This window comes from Advenella mimigardefordensis DPN7 (assembly GCF_000521505.1).
In the GTDB taxonomy this organism is placed as follows: Bacteria; Pseudomonadota; Gammaproteobacteria; order Burkholderiales; family Burkholderiaceae_B; genus Advenella; species Advenella mimigardefordensis.
Genome location: NZ_CP003915.1, coordinates 3,585,636 through 3,606,878, shown reverse-complemented (window position 1 = coordinate 3,606,878; position 21,243 = coordinate 3,585,636). Strand labels below are relative to the sequence as shown.

Genomic DNA, 21,243 nt, shown 5'->3' with positions numbered 1-21,243 from the left:
TTTGTTTCCAGTAGACCGAACAAGGCGCAAGGACATTGAGAATAACGTTATGAAAATCGAAACGACATTTATCGCGGATAATTCGGAGTGGGCGTCACAATGCAGTCGCCAGCCCGACAAGCTACACTTTCCCATCACCGAAAATCCAGCCAGAATCCTGAGCAATGCTTGGGTCAATGCGGAATACAAGCACATGGTCGTGGCGGGCGATGCGGCATCGTTGGCGGCTCAGCCGGGCCAGTTTTTTCATCTGAAATGTCCGGGAACGGAAGTAGACCAGCCTTATCTGCGTCGACCAATGAGTCTTTATGGTGTCAATCCTTCAGCGGGCACTGTCGAATTTCTGTACAAAGTTCAAGGTATGGGCACTCGCGGCCTGGCTACCCTGGCCGAAGGTGATTGTCTGGATATGCTGGGCCCGTTGGGGCGCGGTTTTGAGATACCTGATACAACCAGGCATGTATTGATGGTGGCCCGCGGCGTTGGGTTGGCGACGTTGACGCCACTTGCATCGGCGGCGATTGCGTTGGGTGCGAAAGTAACGGCGATGCTCAGTGCGCGTTCTCCCGAGCTGATTATGTCAAAAGAGCGGCTTACCGGCGCGGGTGCAGACGTCATCGCGGTAAGCGATACCGAAGGCAATTCCGCTGTGCCGGAGTTAGAGGCCCTGATCCGTCGTTTACATGCGCAAACGCCTGTTGATTTTATGACAACCTGTGGCTCGAATCGATTGCTCAAACTATTGCAGTCTTTGTCGAAAGAGCTGGGTGTCACCGGGCAGATTGCGATGGAACAACACATGGGATGTGCTGTTGGCATGTGTTATGCCTGTGTTCGGCCATTCAGACAATCGGCCGATAGTGAGGAACTCAGCTATAGGCGAGTGTGCTGGGACGGCCCGGTATTTCCTTTGGAGGAGGCACTGACATGGTAAACACAACCGTTAAGATTGGATCTCTGGAATTGGCAAACCCTGTAATGCCGGCATCAGGCACATTTGCTGAAGGGATGGCGCAGATTATCGATATCAATCGCCTGGGCGCCATCGTTACAAAGACCATTACCTCAGATAAGCGCCAGGGTAATCCTCCTCCCCGCATTGCCGAATTCAGGAACTCGACACTTTTCTCTATCGGTATTCCCAGTAAAGGGGCCGATTACTATATTGAAGAAACCGTTACATTTTATCGCCAATACACGCCGCCACTGGTGGCCAGTATTTCTGCCGACTCCATCGATCAGTTTGGTGAACTTGCCGCCAAGATCAGCGTACCGGGCGTTCAGGCAATAGAGGCGAACATATCGTGTCCTAATCTGAAAAAAAACGGTCAGGCCTTTGGTATGGATGCCGAAGCAACGTATCAGGTGGTGCGAGCCATGAAAGCGGCCACGCAGGTACCCATCTGGCCCAAGATGACGCCCAATGCCGCCAATATTGTTGAAATCGCCCTTGCCGCACAGGAGGCGGGGGCTGACGCGATTGTGGTATCCAACGCATTGCTTGCCATGGCAATTGATGTCGACACATTCCTGCCTAAAGTTGCCAATGTGATGGGTGGTATTACCGGCCCGGCCATGAAGCCCATCCTTTTGCGCATGGCCCATCAGTGTGCTCAGGCAGTCGATATTCCCGTGATTGGATGCGGGGGTATTGAAAGCGCCGAAGATGCGATCGAATATCTGCTTGCGGGTGCCAGCGCCGTTCAGGTTGGTACCGCTAACTTCGTCTCGCCCAATACCATGCTTCAGGTGATAAACGATATTATTGCGTTTTGCGAACGCCGTGATATTTCCCATGTATCCGAGCTGGTGGGGGCGATGCGCCATCATGAACCGATACGTTTCGAAGGTGTGAACTCCTTTTGAGCGCTTATGGGCGGTTAGTAATATTGCGCATGAAATAAAGACATGCATTCTTCAATTTTGATCAACCAGGTAATATTCATGAATTTCGTACATATTCTTACCTTTCGCAGTGCTGATGCCGCTAGCCGAATCAGCGCAGACGATGAACAAAGTCTTCGTTCCTTCATCCTTGACTCTCCCGGTCTGCTGCGGGCGCATTTCCATACCCCGTCAGCCGCGAAAGACTACTATACAGACGACGGTCACTCCCCGGTATTTGTAGTAGAAGCCTATTATCAGGAGTTGCAGCAACTGGAAACAAACCTGGCCGAAGATGGCTATCTGCAAGGTCTGAATGATCTGGGTCAATGGCCAAGCCTGCAGGCCTGTGAATGTGAGCACCAGGTGATGATGAGTCGTCCGTTTCCAGTGCTTGAAGCCCGTGAGGATCTGTTGGACTCGCAGCAATGCAGTTATCTGGTGCATTATCCAGGCGAAGCCGAGGATTTCTTCAGTTGGCTGAATTATTACCTGAGCCATCACCCTCAGATTATGAAGTTTTTTCCAGGCATTCGCGCTATCGAAATTTACACGAGAGTAGACTGGATCGATGCGCTTTCGTGGCAGAGAGCCAACTATATGCAACGCAATAAATTGGTATTTGACTCTCCTGACGTTCTTACTGCGGCGCTCAACTCACCGGTTCGGCACGATATGCGCGCCGATTTTGAGAAATTCCCGGCCTTTACGGGAGAGAATAGGCATTTTGCCATGTTGACGACATCGGTCACGAAATGAGTTGGTTTAGTATCAGAGCAAAGATCTGCGCGTCTGGGTATGGAATGCCCAGGCGCCAGGAAAAAGGCAAGCGCATCAGTGCTTGCCTTTTTTTGAATCGAACGTCTGTTTAGTAGTGCGTACTGATTGCTGCAGTGGAACTGCCTGTTGTACCGATGGGCGATGGGTAGAAATGAGTGTGAGGGCGTAAATGTAATGGAAAGAGCATTACTGACTCTTCAATCGTAGGCGCCCTCAAGCAATCTGCCAAAGCCGATCGGGCGCTGTTCTATATTCAGTAAGCGTAAGCAGTGCCAGAGCAGCGCCTGGTTGCTCGTGATGACAGGCTTTCCCATGCGCTCCATTTCTTTAATAACACTGCTTATTTGAATGCCTGCACAACTGATGAGTAGTACATCCGCATTACTGGTGTCCAGCTGTTGACTCAGTTGAGCCCAATGGGAAGCGGAATAGCTGCCTTGCTGCACTGGAGTGGTGCATGGATAGGACAGTTGTGATACAACTTCTATACCATTTTCATTTAAGAATTTAATCTCCATATCCACAACTTCTTTTGGATATGGAGTCATTAGCGCAACACGTCTGGCTGGTACCGCGGCTAAAGCAGCAAGGATGGCATCCGTTGTTGTCACGCTGGGCCTGTCGGTGGCAGAGGAGATACGCTGGTTGATTGATTGCGCGCCCACTGCCATGCTTGCTGCAGTGCAGTTCATTGCGATGAGTGCTACATCTGCGGTTGCGAGTAGTTTGCTGTGATATTCCACATTTTCAATCAACTCTTTGTCACTCTCCAGCGAGGTAGAGCTAAATGGCAAACGGGTTGTAATGAATTGCACGCCTGAGGGCGCCATTAACTGAATTTCGAAATCGCATAAGCCGCCGGATGGGTACAGATGTCCGATGCGTGCGATATGTCCAAAACCTAAGCTCATGCTGAATCTTTCCTTTTGCCCCTGGCGGATGATAGGGGCCTGGTTCGTTTTAACGGCCGTCGCCAGAAGGGGCGGCCGATCTGTTTCTTATGTTCCCGTGGTGCCGGCAGGTACGCGTGAACCAAATGCTTGCTTGGGCGTAGTCGACCCCTCTGGTGACGACTCGGTTTGGCCTGCAGGCGTGGCTAATACTGCAATTGCAGCGGCGATGGCTGCGAGCGCGAAGATCGCAAAATTCCAGAGGTGGCTGACATTCAGTCCTGCGACATAACCACCCAGAATTGGGCCGGTCATGGCACCGAACCTGCCTACCCCAACGGCCCAACCCGTAGCAGAGGCGCGGGCATAGGGAGCGTAGTAATTGGTAATATAACCCAGCAATACAAGCGCGGCGGCAATACTGCCGAATCCGGAGAGTGCGACGAGTATATAGTTCACCCACAACGGGTTGTTCAGGGACAATGCAAAAATTGAAGCAGCGCCGATCACAAAGGCGCCACTGATCGTTTTGCGCGGCCCCAGCTTGTCGGAGATGCGTCCAATGACGACACCGCCAATTGCTGCAGCAAGATTGAATACAGCAAAAAACGATAGGCTGGACCCCAGGTCATAGCCAGAGCTACGCATAATTTGGGGCAGCCAGGTACCCAAGCCTGACACCACCAGGATGGCCGCAAACTGCGCAGACCACAAGCAGATCGTACCGCGTAGGTTTTTGCCGGAAAATACTTCGAGCAATATCTCTCTGATCGGGTGCTTGACTTCGGCATTTCGATTTGTTGTCGCGGGCAGCGTTACGCCAAGCCGTTCCGAAAGTCGCTCAGCCTTCGCGGTATGACCTTTCCATACGAGATACTCAAGTGACTCGGGTAGCCAGTAACACAATATCGGCACAATAAGCAGTGGGGCGGCGCCAATCAGAACAATGGTGTGCCAGCCGTATTCTTCCATGAAGGCGATGCCCGCCAGTGCTGCGACGACAGCGCCGATAGGGTAGCCCGAATACATGATTGCAAAGTTCAGATTGCGTCGCCCAGGCGGCGAGTATTCCACAGTGAGTGCTGCTGCGACAGAGATCACGCCGCCCAATCCCAGGCCGCCGATAGCGCGCACAAGCGCGAATATTTCAGGTGTTGGCGCCCATGCGGCAAATAGCATGGAAACCGAAAACAGGATGACACAGGCAATGAGCAGTTTCTTGCGTCCATACAGGTCGCTCAGGGGACTGATAAAATAAGCGCCGATGAGCGTGCCGGCCAGCGCTGCACTGCTCAACTGGCCAATTTCCATCGGCGTTAACCGCCATTGAGGATCATTCATTAATGCTGGAACAATCGTGCCCATGATGCCTATGTCGTATCCTTCTGCCAGGATCGTGATCCAGCAGAGAATAAGGACGAGTATCGAGGTTTTAGGGGGCACGACACCGGAGGGTTCCGCAGTGCTCGGGATATGCATAAAAAACTCCTGGGTGTGTATTCATCAAAATAAAAAGGAACGCGCCATAAGGTGCGTGATAGTACAAACTGAATATTTAATAAAAAGTATCATTCATTTTTAAATCAATAAATATCCGTATAAACCCTGTGTTGATGAAAGCGGCCGATTGCGTTCGCCGGGCGCATGCACTGCAAGCGCGCAGCAATCGCTACGGGTATGTTCAATTGTGGTGCGAAGGCAATTGCCAGGAGGGGAGGATGTGTTTGCCCGAGGTCGATTCAAAGCGCTTCATGACGGATATACGAGTAGCGGCTAAAAGCACCTTGCGGCCACTACTTAACGTGTTCTCCAGGATGGGTTCGCGGCAAACGGCAGAGAGGAATGGATTCCATCTCTGGTCGAAACGTCAGGCATACGGGTTGTCTATCGGTCCGGCTTATTCAGACGGTCTGAGCTTTTTTTTTGTTGAGCCGTTGCGTGTTTTGGGTGAGGTTTCCGGGAGATCACTTGCGGACGCACCCAGTAGCAGGTCGGTCATCAGATTGGCAATCGCATCCATGTCACGCTTGTCATCCATGCGTCCATTGATGGCAAATCCGTCATAAGCCATCCAAAGCACATGTGCGAGCAGATCGTTTTGTGCGATGTGAATGCGCTCAGGAGGCAGGCATTCGAGAATGAGCTCGGTAATGGCGCTTTCGCATTGACTCAACAGGTTGTTGGGTTTCAGCGTCTGACGGGGTGCGGTAGAAAGCGCTTCAATCATCGCGTTGGCAAAAGAATGATCTGCTGCAGGAATGTCTTCCCATAAGCCCAGGAAAATACGTTGCAGGCGGGTGCGGGCCGTTGGAAATTTGCGGACAGACTCTCTTAGCAGATCGATGCGAGCAAGCAGCCACGGGGTATAGATTTCGTAAAAAATCAACAGCTTAGAATCAAAGTAGATGTAGATGTTGGCCACGGTCATGCCAGCGGTACGTGCGAGCTCCGCCATCGTCGTGGCTGTATAGCCTTTACGACAAAACAAATCGAACGCGGCAGCAAGGATGGCCTGACGTACTTCTTCCTTTTTTACCTGTGGCACAAAAAAAACTCCTCAATAGTATTCCCAGATGAAAGCGAGTCGATTTTAACCGCTAGCAAGCAATGAGACAGGTATTTGGGTCTGGCAGCGAACAAGTGCCTATTTTCCTGTAGCGCTGCAAGGCCGTAATTTTTCGGGACAAATGGTGTCTTGATTAACTTGATTCAGTGTTTACCCTAGTCTCAAATCGGACAAATCACATTAAAGCCACTTGACGCATGTTAATTTTAAAAATAGAATTGCATTCATTATTAAATGAATAAAATCGCTTTAACGGCTTTCAAAGGACGCAATGATGACAACCCAAGAGACTTTCTTTACTGATCGGTACCCGGAATTAGGCAAAGGTCCAGTCCCGGTCGAGCCCTATATTTCACCGGAATATTACGAGCGTGAAAAAGAGCAGATTTTCAAGAAAACCTGGCTTCAAATCGGTCGCGTGGAAGAGATTCCCAATGCAGGTGATTTCTTCGTCAAAGAACTTGAAGTCTGCGACACCGAAATTATCGTGGTGCGTAATAAGCAGGGCGAAATCAATGCATTTCATAATGTATGTGCACACCGCATGAATCAGATCATGTATGAAAAATGCGGAAACACCCGGAAATTCTTTTGCAAATTCCACGGCTGGGCTTATGACCTGAACGGAAATCTGACCGGCGTCCCTGAAGAAGAGTGTTTCTTCGATCTGGACCGCAAGGAATATGGCTTGTCTCAGGTGTCCTGTGAAGTGTGGCAGGGTTTTGTCTTTGTGAATATGCAGCGAAATCCCGAGCAGTCCCTCAGCGAATTCATGCGCCCGGTCTTTGCAGATATCGAGGGTTATCCATTCGATAAGCTCACTTGCGGATTCCAATGGACCAGTGTGGTTAACTGCAACTGGAAACTGGCGCTCGACGCGTTTCAGGAGGCATATCACGTTGCCTATATTCACGGAAAATCTATTGCAGATGCAATTGATAAAGGCGACGGTGGCAGCATGCGTCCGCTGGACGCCATTTGCGGTGACCTGCACCGGCGTCTTTCGCTTGCCGGCAACCAGAAATCAGTTTATGGCAACCCTAAAGCCGTGACTAGCGGTGGTGCTGCTGCTGCAGAAGCGCTGTCGGAGTCGGGTGGTCAGCGACCCATTGCCGCTGCGGCACTCCGCGCCGGCATGGGCAGTGCACGACACCAGTTTCCGCTGGACGCGCTGCCTGAAGGTGTTAACTGGACCAAAAGCAAAAACTGGTTATTTGATATTAATGTGATCTTTCCTGATTTCTATGTATCGCTGCGTCCGAATTACTACCAGGCCTACACGTTCCGCCCGATCGCTCACAACAAAATTCTGTTCGAAGGCCGTGTGTATTACCCCGAGATGACAACGGCCGGTGGCCGATTCTTCCTGGAGTATATGAAAGTGGTGTTACGTGATGTGCTTCTGGAAGATATGAGCACACTGGAGCGCACCCAGGCCGCAGCAGAGACAGGCGCCAAGCGCTTCATGATTCTGCAGGACAGCGAAATACTGGTGCGGCACGGAGCCCACGTTGTGGATCGTTTGCTCACCGAGGCACAGGCGGCCTAACACTAAGGAATAATCATGGAAAAAAAGATCAATATTGATGGGCTAAAAGGCAATCGTCCGGTTACGTTGCCAGAACAGTTTTCATCTCTTAACGACTATAAACAATGGGCTCTGGCAACAGAGACCCTGCGTAACGATATGCGCCACCGTTCGTCCATGCAGGATATCGAGGCGTTCTCTCAGGCAATGCTTGCGCAACTGGATGACGCACTTGCCTATCTGGATACCTTTGAGCAGGAGCCATTGCCGGAGCAAGCGCAGGCTTTGATGAGCATGGTGCTCGCGCTCGCGGAAGTCGCCCCGGCGATTGAGTTCTATGGACAGCAGGCAGTGATTGATGGCTTCGATCCGCGTCGCTTTATTGCCGATTCCGCTTTCAAACTCGCGCCTGCATTGTAGGTCAGGTGATTCATTTTCAGGAGGTAAACAATGCCTAAGTGTCGTGTCTTTGCCATCGACCATAATCTCAAGGAAGTGGTTGCTGATGGTCTATATATGAAACACATGTTCGGAGAGAGCATGAGCGTGGCGGTAGTCAAGTTTGTCGAAACCGCGGGTAAAAATCTGCCGGCCAAGGCGCACAATCATGGTGAAGAAGCGTCGCTCCAGTTTTCCGGCGCCTGTTCCGTATTCGAAGGCATGGGTGTGTCCGGGGACCGGGAGAACGTCATGGAGCAGGGTGATGCGCTGATTATCCCGGCCGAGCTAATGCATTACGGCAGCAACCGTTTCGAGCCCGAGGGTATAAGCATGCGGCTGAACGTCGTGACCCCGGCACGCAAGGAGTACGGAGCAGAAGATACCGTTCCATACTATCCGCTGGCTGATCGGGAGGGCGCAAAATGAGTCACGTCCCGGAGCAGCAAGCGTTGACAGAAAATACGGAGAAGCATTGCCAGGCCGTCTCCGTTGCCGGTCATACAAATACATCTTCAGCTGTCGCCCGCTCCCGGGGTGATGCCTTCGATGTATCGATTCACACCATGCAGGTCGGGGAGACGGTCACTTGTGAGGCACTGGTGGCAGGTGAAGAGGTGGGTGCTGTCCTGAGCGGGCAGTTTACGATAGTGGCCGCCGATGAACATTACCAATTGTCCAGAGGCGAAGGCATCATTATTCCTCCGGGCGCCGCGCGTACCTGGACCTGTGATTCAGCCGAAGGTCGTCTATACCGCGTGGTCAATCGAGCCAGTCTGGAGAACCAAAGCGGAGCTGCGCTATGAGTACCCGGGAGCATGTGGTCGTGGTCGGCGCGGGGCATGCTGGTGGTCGGGTCGTACAGCATTTACGCTCACTGGGCTTTGCCGGGCAATTGACGTTGATAGGTGATGAGCCACATTTGCCATACGAACGGCCAGCCTTATCCAAGGAAGTCCTTAAGGGCCAGCGTCAGATTGATGAGCTGGCGCTCGCGCCTGCTGCTTTCTGGAGTGACGAAAGCCAGGTTCAATACGTGAGTGGTAAGGCCAGCTCACTGGATTCTGAAAAAAAGCGGCTTGTGCTTGAAGGTGGCCGTGAGCTTGAGTTCGACAAACTGGTCGTGGCAACAGGCGGACGGGCACGATTGCCACGGATACCCGGTGCGACATTACCCAATGTGTTTACCTTAAGAACGATAGAGGATAGTCTTGCCCTTCGGTCCGCGATCGAAAGCGCCAGCAATGTCGTTGTTGTGGGGGCGGGTGTCATTGGCATGGAGGTGGCTGCCAGTGCCCGGCAGATGGGGGCAAATGTTACCGTTCTGGAAGCAGGTGAGCATGTGCTGGCCCGCTGCCTGCCTCGTTCAGTAAGTCAGTGGCTACGGTCGGTGCACGAAGATAAGGGTTGTGTCATCCGTACCGGAGTACAGGTCAACGCCATTGTGCCGACATCGGACGCGCTGAGTGTCGAGATCGCGCAGGGTGACGACCACGCCAGCATAGCCGCGGATCTGGTGCTGATTGCCGTTGGCATCGATTGTGCCGTGGACTTTCTTGAAGGCTCGGGCATTGCCAATGCAGATGGTATTCCCATTGGGGTTGATTGCACCAGTCCGGTCGCTCCCTGGTGTTATGCGGCTGGCGATGTGGCATTGACCTATCACCCGATGTACCAGCGTCATGTGCGTCAGGAAACCTGGCGTAATGCTGAAAATCAGTCGCTTGCGGTTGCCCAGTTCATTATGGGTCGCAGCGAACCGTATCAGGAAACCCCCTGGATGTGGACCGATCAGTTCGATGCCAATATTCAGGTGCTTGGCTTTCCTCTGGCGGGGGCACAGGACATTGTTCGCCGCGACGCCGATGCCAATCCGTCTGCTGTTCTGATGATGCGTGAAGAGCGGTTGATAGGCGCTGTGCTGATCAATCGTGCCCGGGACAGGAAACATCTGGAGCCACTGGTAAGGGAGTCGGCGACAATTTCGGCTGAGCGCGCAGCAGACAGCAGCATTCCTTTTAAAGCGCTGCAATCATGAATGTTCAGGACCTGCAATCACGGCTGGCTCGCCTGGAGGCTGTCGAGGCTATTCGTGCGCTCAAAGCGCGTTATGGTGCTCTGGCGGATGCCAAATATACTCCGCATTATCAACGTCTTGAAAGCGAAGCGCTCAGGCAGGTTGCCCACGAACAGGCCATGTGTTTCACCGAGGATGTGGTATGGGCCGGCGGTGACGGGTTTGGCGGTGATATTTGCGGTCGCGAACAGTTGACGCAGTGGTTCATGCGGTCGCCGTGGCGCTTTGCCATGCATTATTACACCAGTGCGCATATTGATGTAAATGATAATCAGGCAAGTGCCGCCTGGCGCCTGTGGCAACTGGCGCTGCGTGAAGATGATGGTGATGTCATCATTCTGGGCGCAACCACAACAGAGCGTTACCGGCTAGAACAGGATCAGCAGTGGCGTTGCTGCTTTATGCAATTCGAACAATTGCATATGTGTTCACTGGGGCTGGCATCGCTGCCATTGGCTCAAAACCTTGCTGCGCTGGATGCTCTGGTGTCTTCACGTGCGCATACCGCATCAGCCAATCCATTATTCAACCACTCTATTACCGATAGTGAGCTATCATGATCTGTGACCAACTTTCCGAAAGCGCCGCCGATGTGCAGGAACATGCCATTCAATGGTATAAGGCAGGCGAACTTGAATCTCTTTTCGCAGAAGGGGATTGCCACGGCATTACGGTGAACGGGCATCGCATCGGCCTGTTCCGTGTCGACGCCGATGTCTACGCACTGGATGATCTATGTACCCACGGAAACGCGTTGCTTTCCGACGGTGAAATGGATGGCCACGGTATCGAATGTCCTCTGCATGCCGGTCTTTTTGATGTACGCGATGGTTCGGTCATGTGCGCGCCGCTTACGCGCGCGACACGTTGTCATAAGGTCAGAATACAAGATGACGCGGTGTATGTGGCCGTTCCGGAAAAAACGGGAGGCTGAGGATGAAACCTGCACAGTCAACCCGGCAGACGCCGCTTCCTCGTATTGCGGTAATAGGAACCGGTGGCACTTTCGCCATGCGGGCGCGGCACACGTTCGACTGGGTCGAATACAGCGAGAGCGGCGTTGTTACCGGCATTGATCAATTATTAGCCGATCTGGGCGATCTGGGCGACCCGGCTCAGGAGATTGAACTTGTACCGGTAACTTTCCGTGCATTGGGCAGTACCGGTATTACGCCCCAAGACTGGCTTGATCTGGCGCGGCTGATCGAAGACACTGTACGATCCGAGCCGGACCTTGCCGGTTTTATCATCACCCATGGCACGGCGACGCTTGAGGAAACCGCATGGTTTCTGGATCTGGTCTTGCATATCGATAAACCGGTTGTGTTGACCGGTGCACAACGGCCGGCCAATACGGCGGGCAGTGATGTGCCGGCCAACCTGCGTGCGGCACTGGCCGTGGCGCAGTCCGATCAGGCTCGTAATCTGGGCGTTTTGGTGGTCATGGACAGCTACATATTCAGTGCCCGCGATGTTACCAAGGCGGCAAGTTTTGATCTGAACGCGTTTCAGGCTATACCTTACGGGCCTTTGGGAAGTGTTACGCCTGATGGTGAGGTGTTGATGCGACGTCGCCCCATCCGGCAACAGCTCCTACCTCGGACCCATCTGGAGACAATTCAGGATCTTCCCCGGGTAGACATCGTCATGTCTTATGCGGGCGCAGATCGTGTGGTTGTGGATGCGCTGGTCGCGTGCGGCTGTGATGGCATTATTAGTGCCGGTTTGCCTCCGGGGAGGGCCGCTAACGGACAGGCGGCGGCGTTTGCAGACGCCGTTAAAAACGACATTGTGGTCGTTCAGTCAAGCCGGGCGGCACAAGCCATGGTACCGCCACAGCAATTTCTCAAAAGCGCAGGGGTGCTTGCGGGTGGCAGTTTGTCGCCACAGAAGTTGCGTATTTTTCTAATGCTGGCGCTCACTCACAGTCGCGATGCCTCGCTGCTGCAGCAATGGTTGCTGAGTATTTAAGTGAGCCGGAAAATCTGCCGCGAACCCGCACCACGAGTATGTCTCTGCGGGGGCGAGACCTGGTCGGACATCAAATTGAGTTTTATAACGTAAATGTATGCCAGTCACAACGCTCAGATTGTCTGAGTATTCATAAGTTACCACAAAGGACAGAAGGAGGATAACCAAATGACATCCAACTTATTTAACACCCCGGAAGTACAGCAATTTCTTGATCTTGCCTGTGGCATAAACAATAGTGATGGCAATGAGCGGAACAAACAGATCGTTCATCGCCTGCTTAGCGATTTGTTTCGTGCCATTGAAGACCTGAATATCACACCCGATGAGTATTGGGCGGGTGTTGCCTATGTTAATACGCTGGGCGCCAGGGGAGAGGCTGGGCTGCTTTCGCCCGGGCTGGGGCTTGATCGTTTTCTGGATATGCGCATGGATGCGGCAGATGCTGCCCTGGGCATCGATAACCAGACCCCGCGCACGATTGAAGGGCCACTCTACGTAGCCGGAGCACCCGTAGAACACGGCTTTGCTCGTCTGGACGATGGTTCCGATCCCAACGGACACACATTGGTCATGTATGGCCAGGTGAAAGGGAGTGATGGCCAGCCCCTGGCAGGTGCAAGTGTAGAAGTGTGGCATTGCAATACCAAAGGCTTCTACTCACATTTTGACCCAACGGGCGAACAGAAGCCATTTAATATGCGTCGCACCATTATCACAGATGAAAATGGAAACTATAAGTTCCAAAGCATCGTACCTAAAGGCTATGGCTGCCCGCCGGATGGCCCAACACAGGCGCTGCTGAACCAATTGGGTCGTCACGGCAACCGTCCGGCTCATATTCACTTCTTTGTGAGTGCAGATGATCACCGTAAATTGACAACGCAAATTAACATTGATGGTGACCCGTTACTGAACGATGATTTCGCCTACGCAACGCGTGAAGGATTAGTGCCGCCTATCGTTGAACGCACTGATGAGGAAAGCATCAAGGCACAAGGTTTAACTGAGCCCTTCGCAGAAATCAAATTTGATTTTCATCTGACCTCACTGGTCGATGGAATAGATAATCAACAAGTAGAGCGCGTGCGCGCAACTGCCTGAGTATTGCCAGGGCAGGCGGATAGCGGTCCTTAATCTCGGGTCGGGTACTATCCATGCTGTCATGGGTGATGAGCGAAGCACTGAGCCATCACAGCTCAGTGTTCCGTTCCAGTCGCCTTCACTTCTTCATTATTTCAACTCGCATCAAATTTCATTCGTGATTCCTGAATGTATTCATGATGCTCTTGCGCCCATGCAACAAGCGTGTTGAGTGCAATCAGCAATGTCTGGCCTGCCGTCGTCAACGCATACTCCACGCTGGGCGGACGGGTGGGGAACACGGTGCGAGTTGCCAAACCATTTCGAACCAGCATACGCAGGGTTTGCGTGAGCATGCGCTGAGAAATATCCGGTAGGCGCTTACGCAACTGACCAAACCGCTGCGGCTCCTGAGCGAGCATAATAACCAGCAACATGCTCCACTTATCGCCCAGTTGATCCAATACATTCCGAATAGGGCAGTTGGCGATGTTGACCGTGCCGTCTTGTTCCCGGACCTGTGCCAGGATGTCTTCAACCTTAACCATTAGTGGTTCCCAAAAAGTAACCAGGTGACGCAAAAGTGCCGTCTTTACATCTGCAATTGTATCTCTATAATAGACTTGATCTCAAAAAGAGACTATATATCGAATGTAATTTTTATTGGAAAGACTAGCGGTTGGTGAATGAGAGCCGTACAGGATGGATAACCGCAAGTTTCATTTAATCTAAGGAATTGTTTATGAAAATCGTACTATTGGGAGCCACTGGATTTGTTGGCTCTGCGTTATTGGCTGAAGCGCTTAACCGGGGTCATGAGGTGACCGCGATTGTTAGAAACGTAGCAAAGCTGCAAGCCAAACAAGGCTTGACGGTGATTGCTGGAGATGTGACCAACGTAGATTCCCTGGCAGCCAACATCGCGGGTCACGACGCGCTAATCAGTGCCTTCAACCCCGGCTGGACGCCCGGTACCGTAAGGTCCGAGATGTATGACGAGCAGGTTCAGGGCACCAATGCCATTCTTGCCGCAATTAAAAAGGCAAACATTAAGCGCGTGTTGTGGGTGGGCGGTGCGGGCGGGCTGGAAGTCGCGCCCGGCGTTTTACTTATCGATTCTCCCGATTTTCCTGAATGGATTAAGCCGGGCTCGCGCGCGACCAGCGAGGCACTGGAAGCATTAAGAAATTCGCCTGAGCTGGAATGGTCGTTCCTGGCGCCAGCTGCAATGCTGGAGCCGGGTGAGCGAACGGGTAAGTTCAGACTGGGGGGCGATCAACTGTTGACGGATGAAAAAGGCGAAAGCCGTATTTCAGTTCAGGATTACGCTGTGGCCATGATTGACGAGCTGGAAGCGCGGAAACATATTCGTCAGCGTTTTTCTGTGGCGTATTAGTTCGTCGTTAGAACATATAGACAACTAGCGGGCGACCGGTCAGCATAATGCACTAAGACCCTGTTCGCCCGGTTATGCGTAGTGCGCTCAGGACAACATCCGAAAAACGGTGGCAGACACCAAATCCGCCATAAAAATCAATCCCACGACCATTAGCACTGAATAAGCGATATCGGCAGCAGTTTTGCGATAAAGAGCAATGGCAAGGGCGAAGATAAGCAAGATGGCAAGCCGGGTCAGGAAGAAAGGTAAATCTGCCTTTAGAAACAGCGCGTACATAGAGAGCGTATCAGAATGGCCACCATCGGTCAGGACATGCACGCGGTATTGCACCGCCCGACAGAATAAATAGGAGACTGTACAGGCTAAATAGATCAGTACGAAAATAAGATAAGGCAAATCAATATGCGCGTAAAAAGTTATGAACGCTTCGGATCAGTCCGTCCTATGCCTGGCAGCTTGTTCCAGCACTTCAGGTGTAATAATTATAGAATTCGGAGCAGCCTGATCGCCGATATTCAGCATCACTAAGGCAAATACTCCGCAGAGTGCCAAAAATGTGCCGACAGATATCAAAACCCTGAACCTGATCCCTGCTTTATCTAAAAAATAGTAAAGCACTGCTGCTATCAAAGCAAAAAGAAAAACCATCCCGACCATTGGCACACTCCGGGGATATAAACGATCTGACGATCCAGCTGACGCGTTCTACTTCACAGTTGTACTTTGGCCTTACCTACTTCCGATATTTCCGTGATTCCCTGATCCGTCTCCACGTCCCTCTGAACATAATGCTACCTGCCACAAGGCAAACGGCACCCAATGCAATGGTACCGTAGGCGACTCCCGGCGAACCAAAATGTTGAAATATCCAGCCCGATTTTTCTACTTCCTGCGCGGGCGTACCAAGACGGTAAAAGCCGTTGAGGAATGCGGTTATGCCGATAATTAACATTGCAATGCTTCTGGGCATATGTGACCTGTGTTCGTTAACGATTGATGTCTACGCAGGCTGCGTCTGTATGCTGCCTGACATATGTGGCTACTGTTTCAGGATCGGGCTGGCCGTTAGTAAACACATTTGACATATCCGGCGACCAGTGCTCAATCGTTCGTTTCCATAATTTGACCAGTTCACTACCCAGCAGTTTGTTATAAAGGGTGCGCGTGTAGAAGTAGAGGCCAATCAGTATCAGCAGAATAATGCCCGCAATGACGCTCATAAGGACAGCAAACAGCATGAAGTCGCTCATGAGCAAGCTGAATAAGGCGTGTATTGGTTCCTTGAGCGGCCCGAATTTTGAAAGCAGAAACACAAGCAGGGCAAAGCCTGTTACCACATAGGCGATCCCGTTCATGATTTTCTGAGCGGTGGAAAAACGCTGGTAGCGGCGGGTGAAGTCACTATATCCGGCGGCCTGTTCAAGTGAGATTGCCTGCTGGTAGAAATCCTCAGTTTTTTCAACAGGGATGTTTCTGGAGTCGATCAACCGGTGCATGCTTTCTAATTGTTGTTTGGAAAATAGCATCGCCTGTACAGATGCACCGAATGTGTGAAGCAAATTCATGAAAAAAATCCCTGCCAGCGCCGATTCCTGGCGCAAATCAATAAAGTGGGGCAGTTTAGCATAGGGTACTCAATAGCAATTGAACAACGGCAGCGTTGATTGAACACGAAGTGATGACGAGTGAAATTGGCAAGCCGGGCCAGGAACAGAGAGGCGTCTCTGGCCCGAGAAGCAGGAAATAAGCAGATATGGTATGCGTAGCTGGTGGCTTTGGGAGGATCGCTTGCTGTATATACTGTTTATGCATACAGGAGATATGGCAGCAAGCATCCCGGGTTTATTTATCGCTTGACCTTACCACTGTGGGAAGGCTTAAGATAACCGACTACGCCAACAACCGCCAGGAGCTCTGCCATGCGACGTCGTGATTTTCTTAAACTCAGCACTGCATTCAGCGCCGGCTTGTTGTATCCCTTTTGGAGCCAGGCAGCAACCAGTGGCCTTCGCCCCAAATTGCCGATTCCGGCGTTGCTGAAGCCTGATAGTCAGGGCATGATTGAGCTGATAGCGGGGCAGGGGCAGTCGGTACTCCGGAACAATCTTAAGACAGCTACCTGGGGATATAACGGCGCGTTACTGGGTCCTGCGCTGCAGTTACAACGCAACAGCAAAGTCACGCTGCAGGTGAACAATCGTCTGCCCGATCCCACGACGGTGCATTGGCATGGGCTGGAAATTCCCGGCAGAGCCGATGGCGGTCCGCAAGCGCTGATCGCCCCTGGCACCCAATGGCAGGCAAGCTTTACCGTTGATCAGCCCGCCGCCACGTGCTGGTTCCATCCCCATGTGCACCAGATTAGCGGTCAGCAGGTTGCCAGGGGGTTGGGCGGTATGATACTGATCGAAGATCAGGAGAGCGCAGCACTGTCTTTGTCCGCCACCTGGGGCGTTGATGATATTCCCGTTATTATGCAGGACAAAAAACTGGACGCGAACGGGCAGATCGACTATCAGCTTGATGTAATGGCAGCTGCGCTTGGCTGGTTCGGCGATTTGCTGCTAACCAATGGCGTACATGCACCGCAACACGCAGTGCCTCGGGGCTGGATCCGTCTGCGTCTATTGAATGCGAGTAACGCCCGATCCTATCGGCTTGTCGCCAGTGACCATCGGCCGCTCTTGGTTATCGGGAGCGATGGCGGATTGTTATCGGAACCCGTACAGGTTCACGAATTGCCAATGATGGCCGGTGAGCGCTTTGAAGTGCTGGTGAACACCGAAGACGGTAAACCGCTGGATTTGCTGACGTTGCCTGTATCACAAATGGGAATGAGCGTCGCTCCTTTTGATCAGCCACAACTGGTACTTAGCCTGATTCCCACCACCGACAAAGCCAGGGGAAAACTGCCTGACGCCCTGGCGAAATTGCCCGCACTGCCTGAGCGTAAAGGGTTGATGGTACGTAAATTCAAACTATCAATGGATCCCAACGTTGATGCACTTGGCATGAAAGCGCTGACCGACAAGTACGGTGCTCAGGCAATGGCGGGCATGGATCAGGCGATACATCAGGGGCATGGCGCGATGCCATCAGCAAACACCCAATCGTCCTCCACGCAGGGGCACGATATGCAAAAGATGGAAGGGCATGATATGCAAAACATGCAAAATATGAGCGGTCACAATATGCAGGGGATGAGTGGCCACAATATGCCAGGCATGGAAGGCCATACCATGCCGATGCCGGATGCCGACGCGCCTGACTTGCATCGCGCCAATTTCATTAACGGTCAGGTATTTGATATGAAAACGCCGGCATTCACGGTGAAGCGCGACGTGGATGAAGTGTGGCAGATTTCAGGTGAGGGCGACATGATGCTGCATCCGTTTCATATCCACGGTACACAGTTCCGGATCCTGTCGGAAAATGGCAAGCCACCTGCCGAGCATCGCCGTGGCTGGAAAGATATCGTGAGTGTAGAGGGCGCGCTCAGTGAGGTGCTGGTTCGTTTCCGGCACGAAGCGGATGCTGCACATCCTTATATGGCCCATTGTCATATCCTTGAGCACGAGGATACCGGCATGATGACGTCATTCCTGGTAGAGGGCGGCGCCTAGTCATTTTCTTTATATCCCTCTTTGCCGGGTGATGCGCAGCGATCATGAATGACCCGGCGATGTCAGTTTAAGACCAGCGTTTCAGTCTGGTCGTTACCAATCCTATGCAAACGCTACAGCGGACGCACTGCTAAGAATTTTTTTCAGGCGCGATGTTAATATATTGCCAAAAAATGTGTAGTGTGGCTGAAAGTGTTTAGGTATTACCGTAGGGTTAAGCAAAAAAAGCGCACGATAGGCGTTCGTTTATCTTTCGTGGCACGGTGGCGGGCCGGCTTAATGGTTGGTCTGAAGGCTAGTCTACAGGCTGGTCTGAACGCTGCCGATCTGCGCGTCTTAAAAGGCCTGCCCATATGGTTGACTGCAACAGCGGTGCGCTCAGGTATGGGCGTAAACGGCGATCAGCGCCGATGGCATGACAAAAATAGAACAAGCGTGTTCATGCCGCATTCATTGATCAGGGTCATGGGAACCCGATGCCTTCATTTTCAGCCCATTCACGACGAAAACGATCATTTCATTTTGATGGAGAAGGATATTGCGACTATATAAACAAACATTTTCTAATGGATGTGGATCCGACGCTTTGGATGTCGGTGAGCCGGATCCGACGGTATTTTTGACGAGCAGGGCATAACGCCCTGAAAGTGTTTTTTAGGACTAAATAGTATGTATGTAGAGAAAAAACAAGGGGGCATGTCTATCCTGCTCTGGATAGTCATTGCGCTGGCAGGTGCCTTCTCGCTGGGCACGGTCGCCTTGACGCGTGGCGAAACAGTCAACGCCCTGTGGATTGTGATTGCGGCGGTATGTGTTTATTTGATTGCCTATCGTTATTACAGCCGCTTTATTGCCAACAAGGTTTTTGAACTGAACCCGCAACGCATGACGCCGGCCTGGAAATATAACGATGGTCTGGACTATGTGCCCACCAACAAGCATGTGCTGTTTGGACATCACTTTGCGGCGATTGCCGGCGCCGGCCCATTGGTCGGGCCCGTGCTGGCTGCGCAGATGGGGTATCTGCCAGGTATGTTGTGGATTCTGGCCGGTGTGGTGTTTGCCGGGGCAGTTCAGGATTTCATCGTGCTGTTTATCTCCACACGCCGTGACGGGCGTTCGCTGGGAGACCTGATCAAGGCCGAGTTGGGGCAGGTGCCCGGGGTGATCGCCCTGTTTGGCGCTTTTATGATCATGATCATTATTCTGGCGGTGCTGGCACTGATCGTGGTGAAAGCACTGGCGGGTTCTCCGTGGGGGACGTTCACGGTCGCAGCGACGATTCCGCTGGCGCTGTTCATGGGTGTTTACTTGCGGTACATCCGGCCGGGGAAAATCGGCGAAGTCTCCATTATTGGTGTGATCCTGCTGCTGGCTGCCATCGTGTACGGCCAGGACGTGGCGCAGCATCCGTATTGGGGCGCCGTGTTTACACTGACCGGAGAGCAACTCACCTGGGCCTTGATTATTTATGGTTTCATCGCTGCGGTGCTGCCCGTGTGGCTGCTGCTCGCGCCGCGTGATTACCTGTCCACGTTCCTGAAAATCGGTACCATTGCCGGTCTGGCTATCGGTATTGTGTATGTGGCTCCGCAACTGAAGATGCCTTCGGTCACGCAATTTATAGACGGCACCGGTCCGGTCTGGGCAGGTGGTCTGTTTCCCTTCCTGTTTATTACCATCGCTTGCGGTGCCGTTTCCGGTTTCCATGCTCTGATTGCATCGGGCACCACCCCTAAAATGATCGAGAACGAAGCGCAGGCTCGTTATATCGGTTACGGCGGTATGCTGATGGAGTCGTTTGTAGCGATGATGGCGCTGGTTGCCGCTTGCGTGATTGAGCCAGGTATTTACTATGCCATGAATAGCCCTGCCGCCCTGATCGGTACTACACCGGAACAGGTGGCACAAGTGGTGTCCAGCTGGGGTTTTGTTGTACAGCCTGAGCATCTGACTGCGATGGCAGCTCAGGTGGGAGAACACACCATTATCTCTCGTGCCGGCGGCGCGCCGACCCTGGCCGTGGGTATGGCTTATATTCTGCACCAGGTATTTGGCGGGGAGGGAATGATGGCATTCTGGTACCACTTCGCCATTTTGTTTGAAGCGCTGTTCATTCTGACAGCGGTTGATGCCGGTACACGCGCCGGTCGCTTTATGTTGCAGGATCTGCTGGGTACCTTCTTCCCTAAGCTGCGTGCGACAGACGCGCTCGTTCCCAATTTGCTGGCCACATTCCTGTGCGTGGCTGCCTGGGGATACTTCCTGTATCAGGGTGTGGTTGATCCACTGGGGGGCATCAATACCTTGTGGCCGCTGTTTGGTATTGCCAATCAGATGCTGGCAGCGATTGCCCTCACACTGGGTACCGTCGTTCTGTTCAAGATGAAAAAAGATCGTTTCGCATGGGTCACGATTGTGCCTACGCTCTGGTTGTTGATTTGCACCCTCACAGCCGGCCTGCAGAAAATTTTCCATCCCGATCCGAAAATCGGCTTCATGGCGCATGCCGATATTTACAGCAAAGCGCTGACCAAAGGAGACATCGTGGCGCCGGCAAAAACGCTTGCGCAGATGCAGCAGGTGGTGGTGAACAATTACGTTAACTCCGTTCTTTGCGGCTTGTTCATTTTTGTCGTGCTCAGCATGGCGTTCTTTGGCTGGCGCGCCATCAGCAAGGCCCGCCGCAATCCACAGAACACCACTGCGGAAACGCCCTTTGAACCCTTGCCCGCAGAGGCACTGACAGGAGCACAATAAAATGCAACGTGCGAAAGGACTTTTCACCAGTTTTGCCCAGTCTGCGTCGCAGGCTGGAAGCAAGACGGGGCGGTACTTTGGACAAACCCTGAGACTGATGGTGGGAGTGCCCGACTACGACACGTATGTTAAGCACATGCGTAAGATGCACCCCGATCAGGAGCCCATGGATTACAACACGTTCTTCAGAGAGCGCCAGGCGGCGCGCTTTGGCGGCAAAGGTCGGATCACATGTTGTTAGTGA

Annotated in this window: 23 protein-coding genes; 16 read left to right on the top strand and 7 right to left on the bottom strand. The window is 52.5% G+C overall.

Annotation, left to right across the window (positions count from 1 at the left end; genetic code table 11):
- The first annotated feature begins 49 nt into the window (after positions 1–49).
- From MIM_RS16660 to MIM_RS16650, 3 genes are all read left to right on the top strand, one after another.
- The gene (locus MIM_RS16660; protein ID WP_025373897.1) at positions 50–934 is read left to right on the top strand and encodes a dihydroorotate dehydrogenase electron transfer subunit; all 885 of its coding nucleotides are present in this window, start codon (positions 50–52) and stop codon (positions 932–934) included.
- On the top strand, positions 928–1,866 hold the full coding sequence (locus MIM_RS16655; protein WP_025373896.1) for a dihydroorotate dehydrogenase: 939 nt from the start codon (positions 928–930) through the stop codon (positions 1,864–1,866). Before MIM_RS16660 ends, MIM_RS16655 begins: the two co-directional genes overlap by 7 nt.
- A gap of 78 nt (positions 1,867–1,944) precedes the next feature.
- Positions 1,945–2,643 (top strand): hypothetical protein, encoded by a 699-nt coding sequence (locus tag MIM_RS16650; protein ID WP_025373895.1) that lies wholly within the window; start codon positions 1,945–1,947, stop codon positions 2,641–2,643.
- A 218-nt stretch (positions 2,644–2,861) separates the two neighbouring features.
- Here the strand turns inward: MIM_RS16650 and MIM_RS16645 are convergent, their stop codons facing one another.
- The 3 genes from MIM_RS16645 to MIM_RS16635 form a co-directional block, all read right to left on the bottom strand.
- The gene (locus tag MIM_RS16645; RefSeq protein WP_025373894.1) at positions 2,862–3,575 is read right to left on the bottom strand and encodes a maleate cis-trans isomerase family protein; all 714 of its coding nucleotides are present in this window, start codon (positions 3,573–3,575) and stop codon (positions 2,862–2,864) included.
- A gap of 87 nt (positions 3,576–3,662) precedes the next feature.
- On the bottom strand, positions 3,663–5,033 hold the full coding sequence (locus MIM_RS16640) for an MFS transporter (protein ID WP_025373893.1): 1,371 nt from the start codon (positions 5,031–5,033) through the stop codon (positions 3,663–3,665).
- A gap of 418 nt (positions 5,034–5,451) precedes the next feature.
- Positions 5,452–6,099, bottom strand: coding sequence for a TetR/AcrR family transcriptional regulator (locus MIM_RS16635; protein WP_025373892.1), 648 nt, complete (start codon positions 6,097–6,099; stop codon positions 5,452–5,454).
- A gap of 295 nt (positions 6,100–6,394) precedes the next feature.
- On the opposite strand from MIM_RS16635, the gene MIM_RS16630 reads away from it, so the two are divergent.
- The 9 genes from MIM_RS16630 (at position 6,395) to catA (ending at position 13,238) form a co-directional block, all read left to right on the top strand.
- Entirely contained in the window at positions 6,395–7,669 is a 1,275-nt protein-coding gene (locus tag MIM_RS16630) for an aromatic ring-hydroxylating oxygenase subunit alpha (RefSeq protein ID WP_025373891.1), read from the top strand.
- 15 nt (positions 7,670–7,684) lie between these two features.
- Entirely contained in the window at positions 7,685–8,068 is a 384-nt protein-coding gene (locus MIM_RS16625; protein ID WP_042070468.1) for a hypothetical protein, read from the top strand.
- A 30-nt stretch (positions 8,069–8,098) separates the two neighbouring features.
- On the top strand, positions 8,099–8,515 hold the full coding sequence (locus MIM_RS16620) for a cupin domain-containing protein (RefSeq protein WP_025373889.1): 417 nt from the start codon (positions 8,099–8,101) through the stop codon (positions 8,513–8,515).
- Positions 8,512–8,892, top strand: a complete 381-nt coding sequence (locus tag MIM_RS16615) for a cupin domain-containing protein (protein WP_025373888.1) — start codon at positions 8,512–8,514, stop codon at positions 8,890–8,892. Before MIM_RS16620 ends, MIM_RS16615 begins: the two co-directional genes overlap by 4 nt.
- A complete protein-coding gene (locus MIM_RS16610) occupies positions 8,889–10,124 on the top strand; it encodes an NAD(P)/FAD-dependent oxidoreductase (protein ID WP_025373887.1) in 1,236 nt (411 codons plus the stop codon). The genes MIM_RS16615 and MIM_RS16610 overlap by 4 nt, the downstream gene beginning before the upstream one ends.
- Positions 10,121–10,723, top strand: a complete 603-nt coding sequence (locus tag MIM_RS16605) for a nuclear transport factor 2 family protein (protein WP_025373886.1) — start codon at positions 10,121–10,123, stop codon at positions 10,721–10,723. The genes MIM_RS16610 and MIM_RS16605 overlap by 4 nt, the downstream gene beginning before the upstream one ends.
- Positions 10,720–11,097, top strand: a complete 378-nt coding sequence (locus tag MIM_RS16600; protein ID WP_025373885.1) for a non-heme iron oxygenase ferredoxin subunit — start codon at positions 10,720–10,722, stop codon at positions 11,095–11,097. The genes MIM_RS16605 and MIM_RS16600 overlap by 4 nt, the downstream gene beginning before the upstream one ends.
- A 2-nt stretch (positions 11,098–11,099) precedes the next feature.
- Positions 11,100–12,134, top strand: a complete 1,035-nt coding sequence (locus MIM_RS16595; RefSeq protein ID WP_025373884.1) for an asparaginase — start codon at positions 11,100–11,102, stop codon at positions 12,132–12,134.
- Between the two features lie 168 nt (positions 12,135–12,302).
- Positions 12,303–13,238, top strand: a complete 936-nt coding sequence (gene catA / locus MIM_RS16590; RefSeq protein ID WP_025373883.1) for a catechol 1,2-dioxygenase — start codon at positions 12,303–12,305, stop codon at positions 13,236–13,238.
- Between the two features lie 134 nt (positions 13,239–13,372).
- Here catA and MIM_RS16585 read toward each other — a convergent pair whose 3' ends face one another.
- On the bottom strand, positions 13,373–13,765 hold the full coding sequence (locus MIM_RS16585) for a winged helix-turn-helix transcriptional regulator (protein ID WP_042070464.1): 393 nt from the start codon (positions 13,763–13,765) through the stop codon (positions 13,373–13,375).
- A gap of 194 nt (positions 13,766–13,959) precedes the next feature.
- Between MIM_RS16585 and MIM_RS16580 the strand changes: the two genes are divergently transcribed.
- The gene (locus MIM_RS16580) at positions 13,960–14,613 is read left to right on the top strand and encodes an NAD(P)-dependent oxidoreductase (protein WP_025373882.1); all 654 of its coding nucleotides are present in this window, start codon (positions 13,960–13,962) and stop codon (positions 14,611–14,613) included.
- Between the two features lie 87 nt (positions 14,614–14,700).
- On the opposite strand, the gene MIM_RS22970 is transcribed toward MIM_RS16580, so the two are convergent.
- From MIM_RS22970 to MIM_RS16565, 3 genes are all read right to left on the bottom strand, one after another.
- A complete protein-coding gene (locus tag MIM_RS22970; RefSeq protein WP_144084667.1) occupies positions 14,701–15,012 on the bottom strand; it encodes a hypothetical protein in 312 nt (103 codons plus the stop codon).
- A 36-nt stretch (positions 15,013–15,048) separates the two neighbouring features.
- Entirely contained in the window at positions 15,049–15,273 is a 225-nt protein-coding gene (locus MIM_RS16570) for a hypothetical protein (protein WP_025373880.1), read from the bottom strand.
- A 329-nt stretch (positions 15,274–15,602) separates the two neighbouring features.
- Complete coding sequence (locus tag MIM_RS16565) at positions 15,603–16,181, bottom strand: DUF6097 family protein (RefSeq protein WP_025373879.1); 579 nt, start codon at positions 16,179–16,181, stop codon at positions 15,603–15,605.
- Positions 16,182–16,535: 354 nt separating this feature from the next.
- Here MIM_RS16565 and cueO point away from each other — a divergent pair, with 354 nt between their 5' ends.
- From cueO to MIM_RS16545, 3 genes are all read left to right on the top strand, one after another.
- Entirely contained in the window at positions 16,536–18,239 is a 1,704-nt protein-coding gene (cueO, locus tag MIM_RS16560; protein ID WP_025373878.1) for a multicopper oxidase CueO, read from the top strand.
- 696 nt (positions 18,240–18,935) lie between these two features.
- Positions 18,936–20,999: a carbon starvation CstA family protein gene (locus MIM_RS16550; RefSeq protein WP_144084764.1), complete on the top strand. Its 2,064-nt coding sequence runs from the start codon at positions 18,936–18,938 to the stop codon at positions 20,997–20,999.
- A 1-nt stretch (position 21,000) separates the two neighbouring features.
- On the top strand, positions 21,001–21,240 hold the full coding sequence (locus MIM_RS16545; protein ID WP_025373875.1) for a YbdD/YjiX family protein: 240 nt from the start codon (positions 21,001–21,003) through the stop codon (positions 21,238–21,240).
- Positions 21,241–21,243: the final 3 nt, after the last annotated feature.

Excerpts from the sequence above, each read along its gene's own strand:
- MIM_RS16660 (WP_025373897.1), top strand. The coding sequence starts at position 50 with ATGAAAATCGAAACGACATTTATCGCGGATAATTCGGAGTGGGCGTCA.
- MIM_RS16655 (WP_025373896.1), top strand. The coding sequence starts at position 928 with ATGGTAAACACAACCGTTAAGATTGGATCTCTGGAATTGGCAAACCCT.
- MIM_RS16650 (WP_025373895.1), top strand. The coding sequence starts at position 1,945 with ATGAATTTCGTACATATTCTTACCTTTCGCAGTGCTGATGCCGCTAGC.
- MIM_RS16645 (WP_025373894.1), bottom strand. The coding sequence starts at position 3,575 with ATGAGCTTAGGTTTTGGACATATCGCACGCATCGGACATCTGTACCCA.
- MIM_RS16640 (WP_025373893.1), bottom strand. The coding sequence starts at position 5,033 with ATGCATATCCCGAGCACTGCGGAACCCTCCGGTGTCGTGCCCCCTAAA.
- MIM_RS16630 (WP_025373891.1), top strand. The coding sequence starts at position 6,395 with ATGACAACCCAAGAGACTTTCTTTACTGATCGGTACCCGGAATTAGGC.
- MIM_RS16625 (WP_042070468.1), top strand. The coding sequence starts at position 7,685 with ATGGAAAAAAAGATCAATATTGATGGGCTAAAAGGCAATCGTCCGGTT.
- MIM_RS16620 (WP_025373889.1), top strand. The coding sequence starts at position 8,099 with ATGCCTAAGTGTCGTGTCTTTGCCATCGACCATAATCTCAAGGAAGTG.
- MIM_RS16615 (WP_025373888.1), top strand. The coding sequence starts at position 8,512 with ATGAGTCACGTCCCGGAGCAGCAAGCGTTGACAGAAAATACGGAGAAG.
- MIM_RS16610 (WP_025373887.1), top strand. The coding sequence starts at position 8,889 with ATGAGTACCCGGGAGCATGTGGTCGTGGTCGGCGCGGGGCATGCTGGT.
- MIM_RS16605 (WP_025373886.1), top strand. The coding sequence starts at position 10,121 with ATGAATGTTCAGGACCTGCAATCACGGCTGGCTCGCCTGGAGGCTGTC.
- MIM_RS16600 (WP_025373885.1), top strand. The coding sequence starts at position 10,720 with ATGATCTGTGACCAACTTTCCGAAAGCGCCGCCGATGTGCAGGAACAT.
- MIM_RS16595 (WP_025373884.1), top strand. The coding sequence starts at position 11,100 with ATGAAACCTGCACAGTCAACCCGGCAGACGCCGCTTCCTCGTATTGCG.
- catA (WP_025373883.1), top strand. The coding sequence starts at position 12,303 with ATGACATCCAACTTATTTAACACCCCGGAAGTACAGCAATTTCTTGAT.
- MIM_RS16585 (WP_042070464.1), bottom strand. The coding sequence starts at position 13,765 with ATGGTTAAGGTTGAAGACATCCTGGCACAGGTCCGGGAACAAGACGGC.
- MIM_RS16580 (WP_025373882.1), top strand. The coding sequence starts at position 13,960 with ATGAAAATCGTACTATTGGGAGCCACTGGATTTGTTGGCTCTGCGTTA.
- MIM_RS16570 (WP_025373880.1), bottom strand. The coding sequence starts at position 15,273 with ATGGTCGGGATGGTTTTTCTTTTTGCTTTGATAGCAGCAGTGCTTTAC.
- MIM_RS16565 (WP_025373879.1), bottom strand. The coding sequence starts at position 16,181 with ATGAATTTGCTTCACACATTCGGTGCATCTGTACAGGCGATGCTATTT.
- cueO (WP_025373878.1), top strand. The coding sequence starts at position 16,536 with ATGCGACGTCGTGATTTTCTTAAACTCAGCACTGCATTCAGCGCCGGC.
- MIM_RS16550 (WP_144084764.1), top strand. The coding sequence starts at position 18,936 with ATGTCTATCCTGCTCTGGATAGTCATTGCGCTGGCAGGTGCCTTCTCG.
- MIM_RS16545 (WP_025373875.1), top strand. The coding sequence starts at position 21,001 with ATGCAACGTGCGAAAGGACTTTTCACCAGTTTTGCCCAGTCTGCGTCG.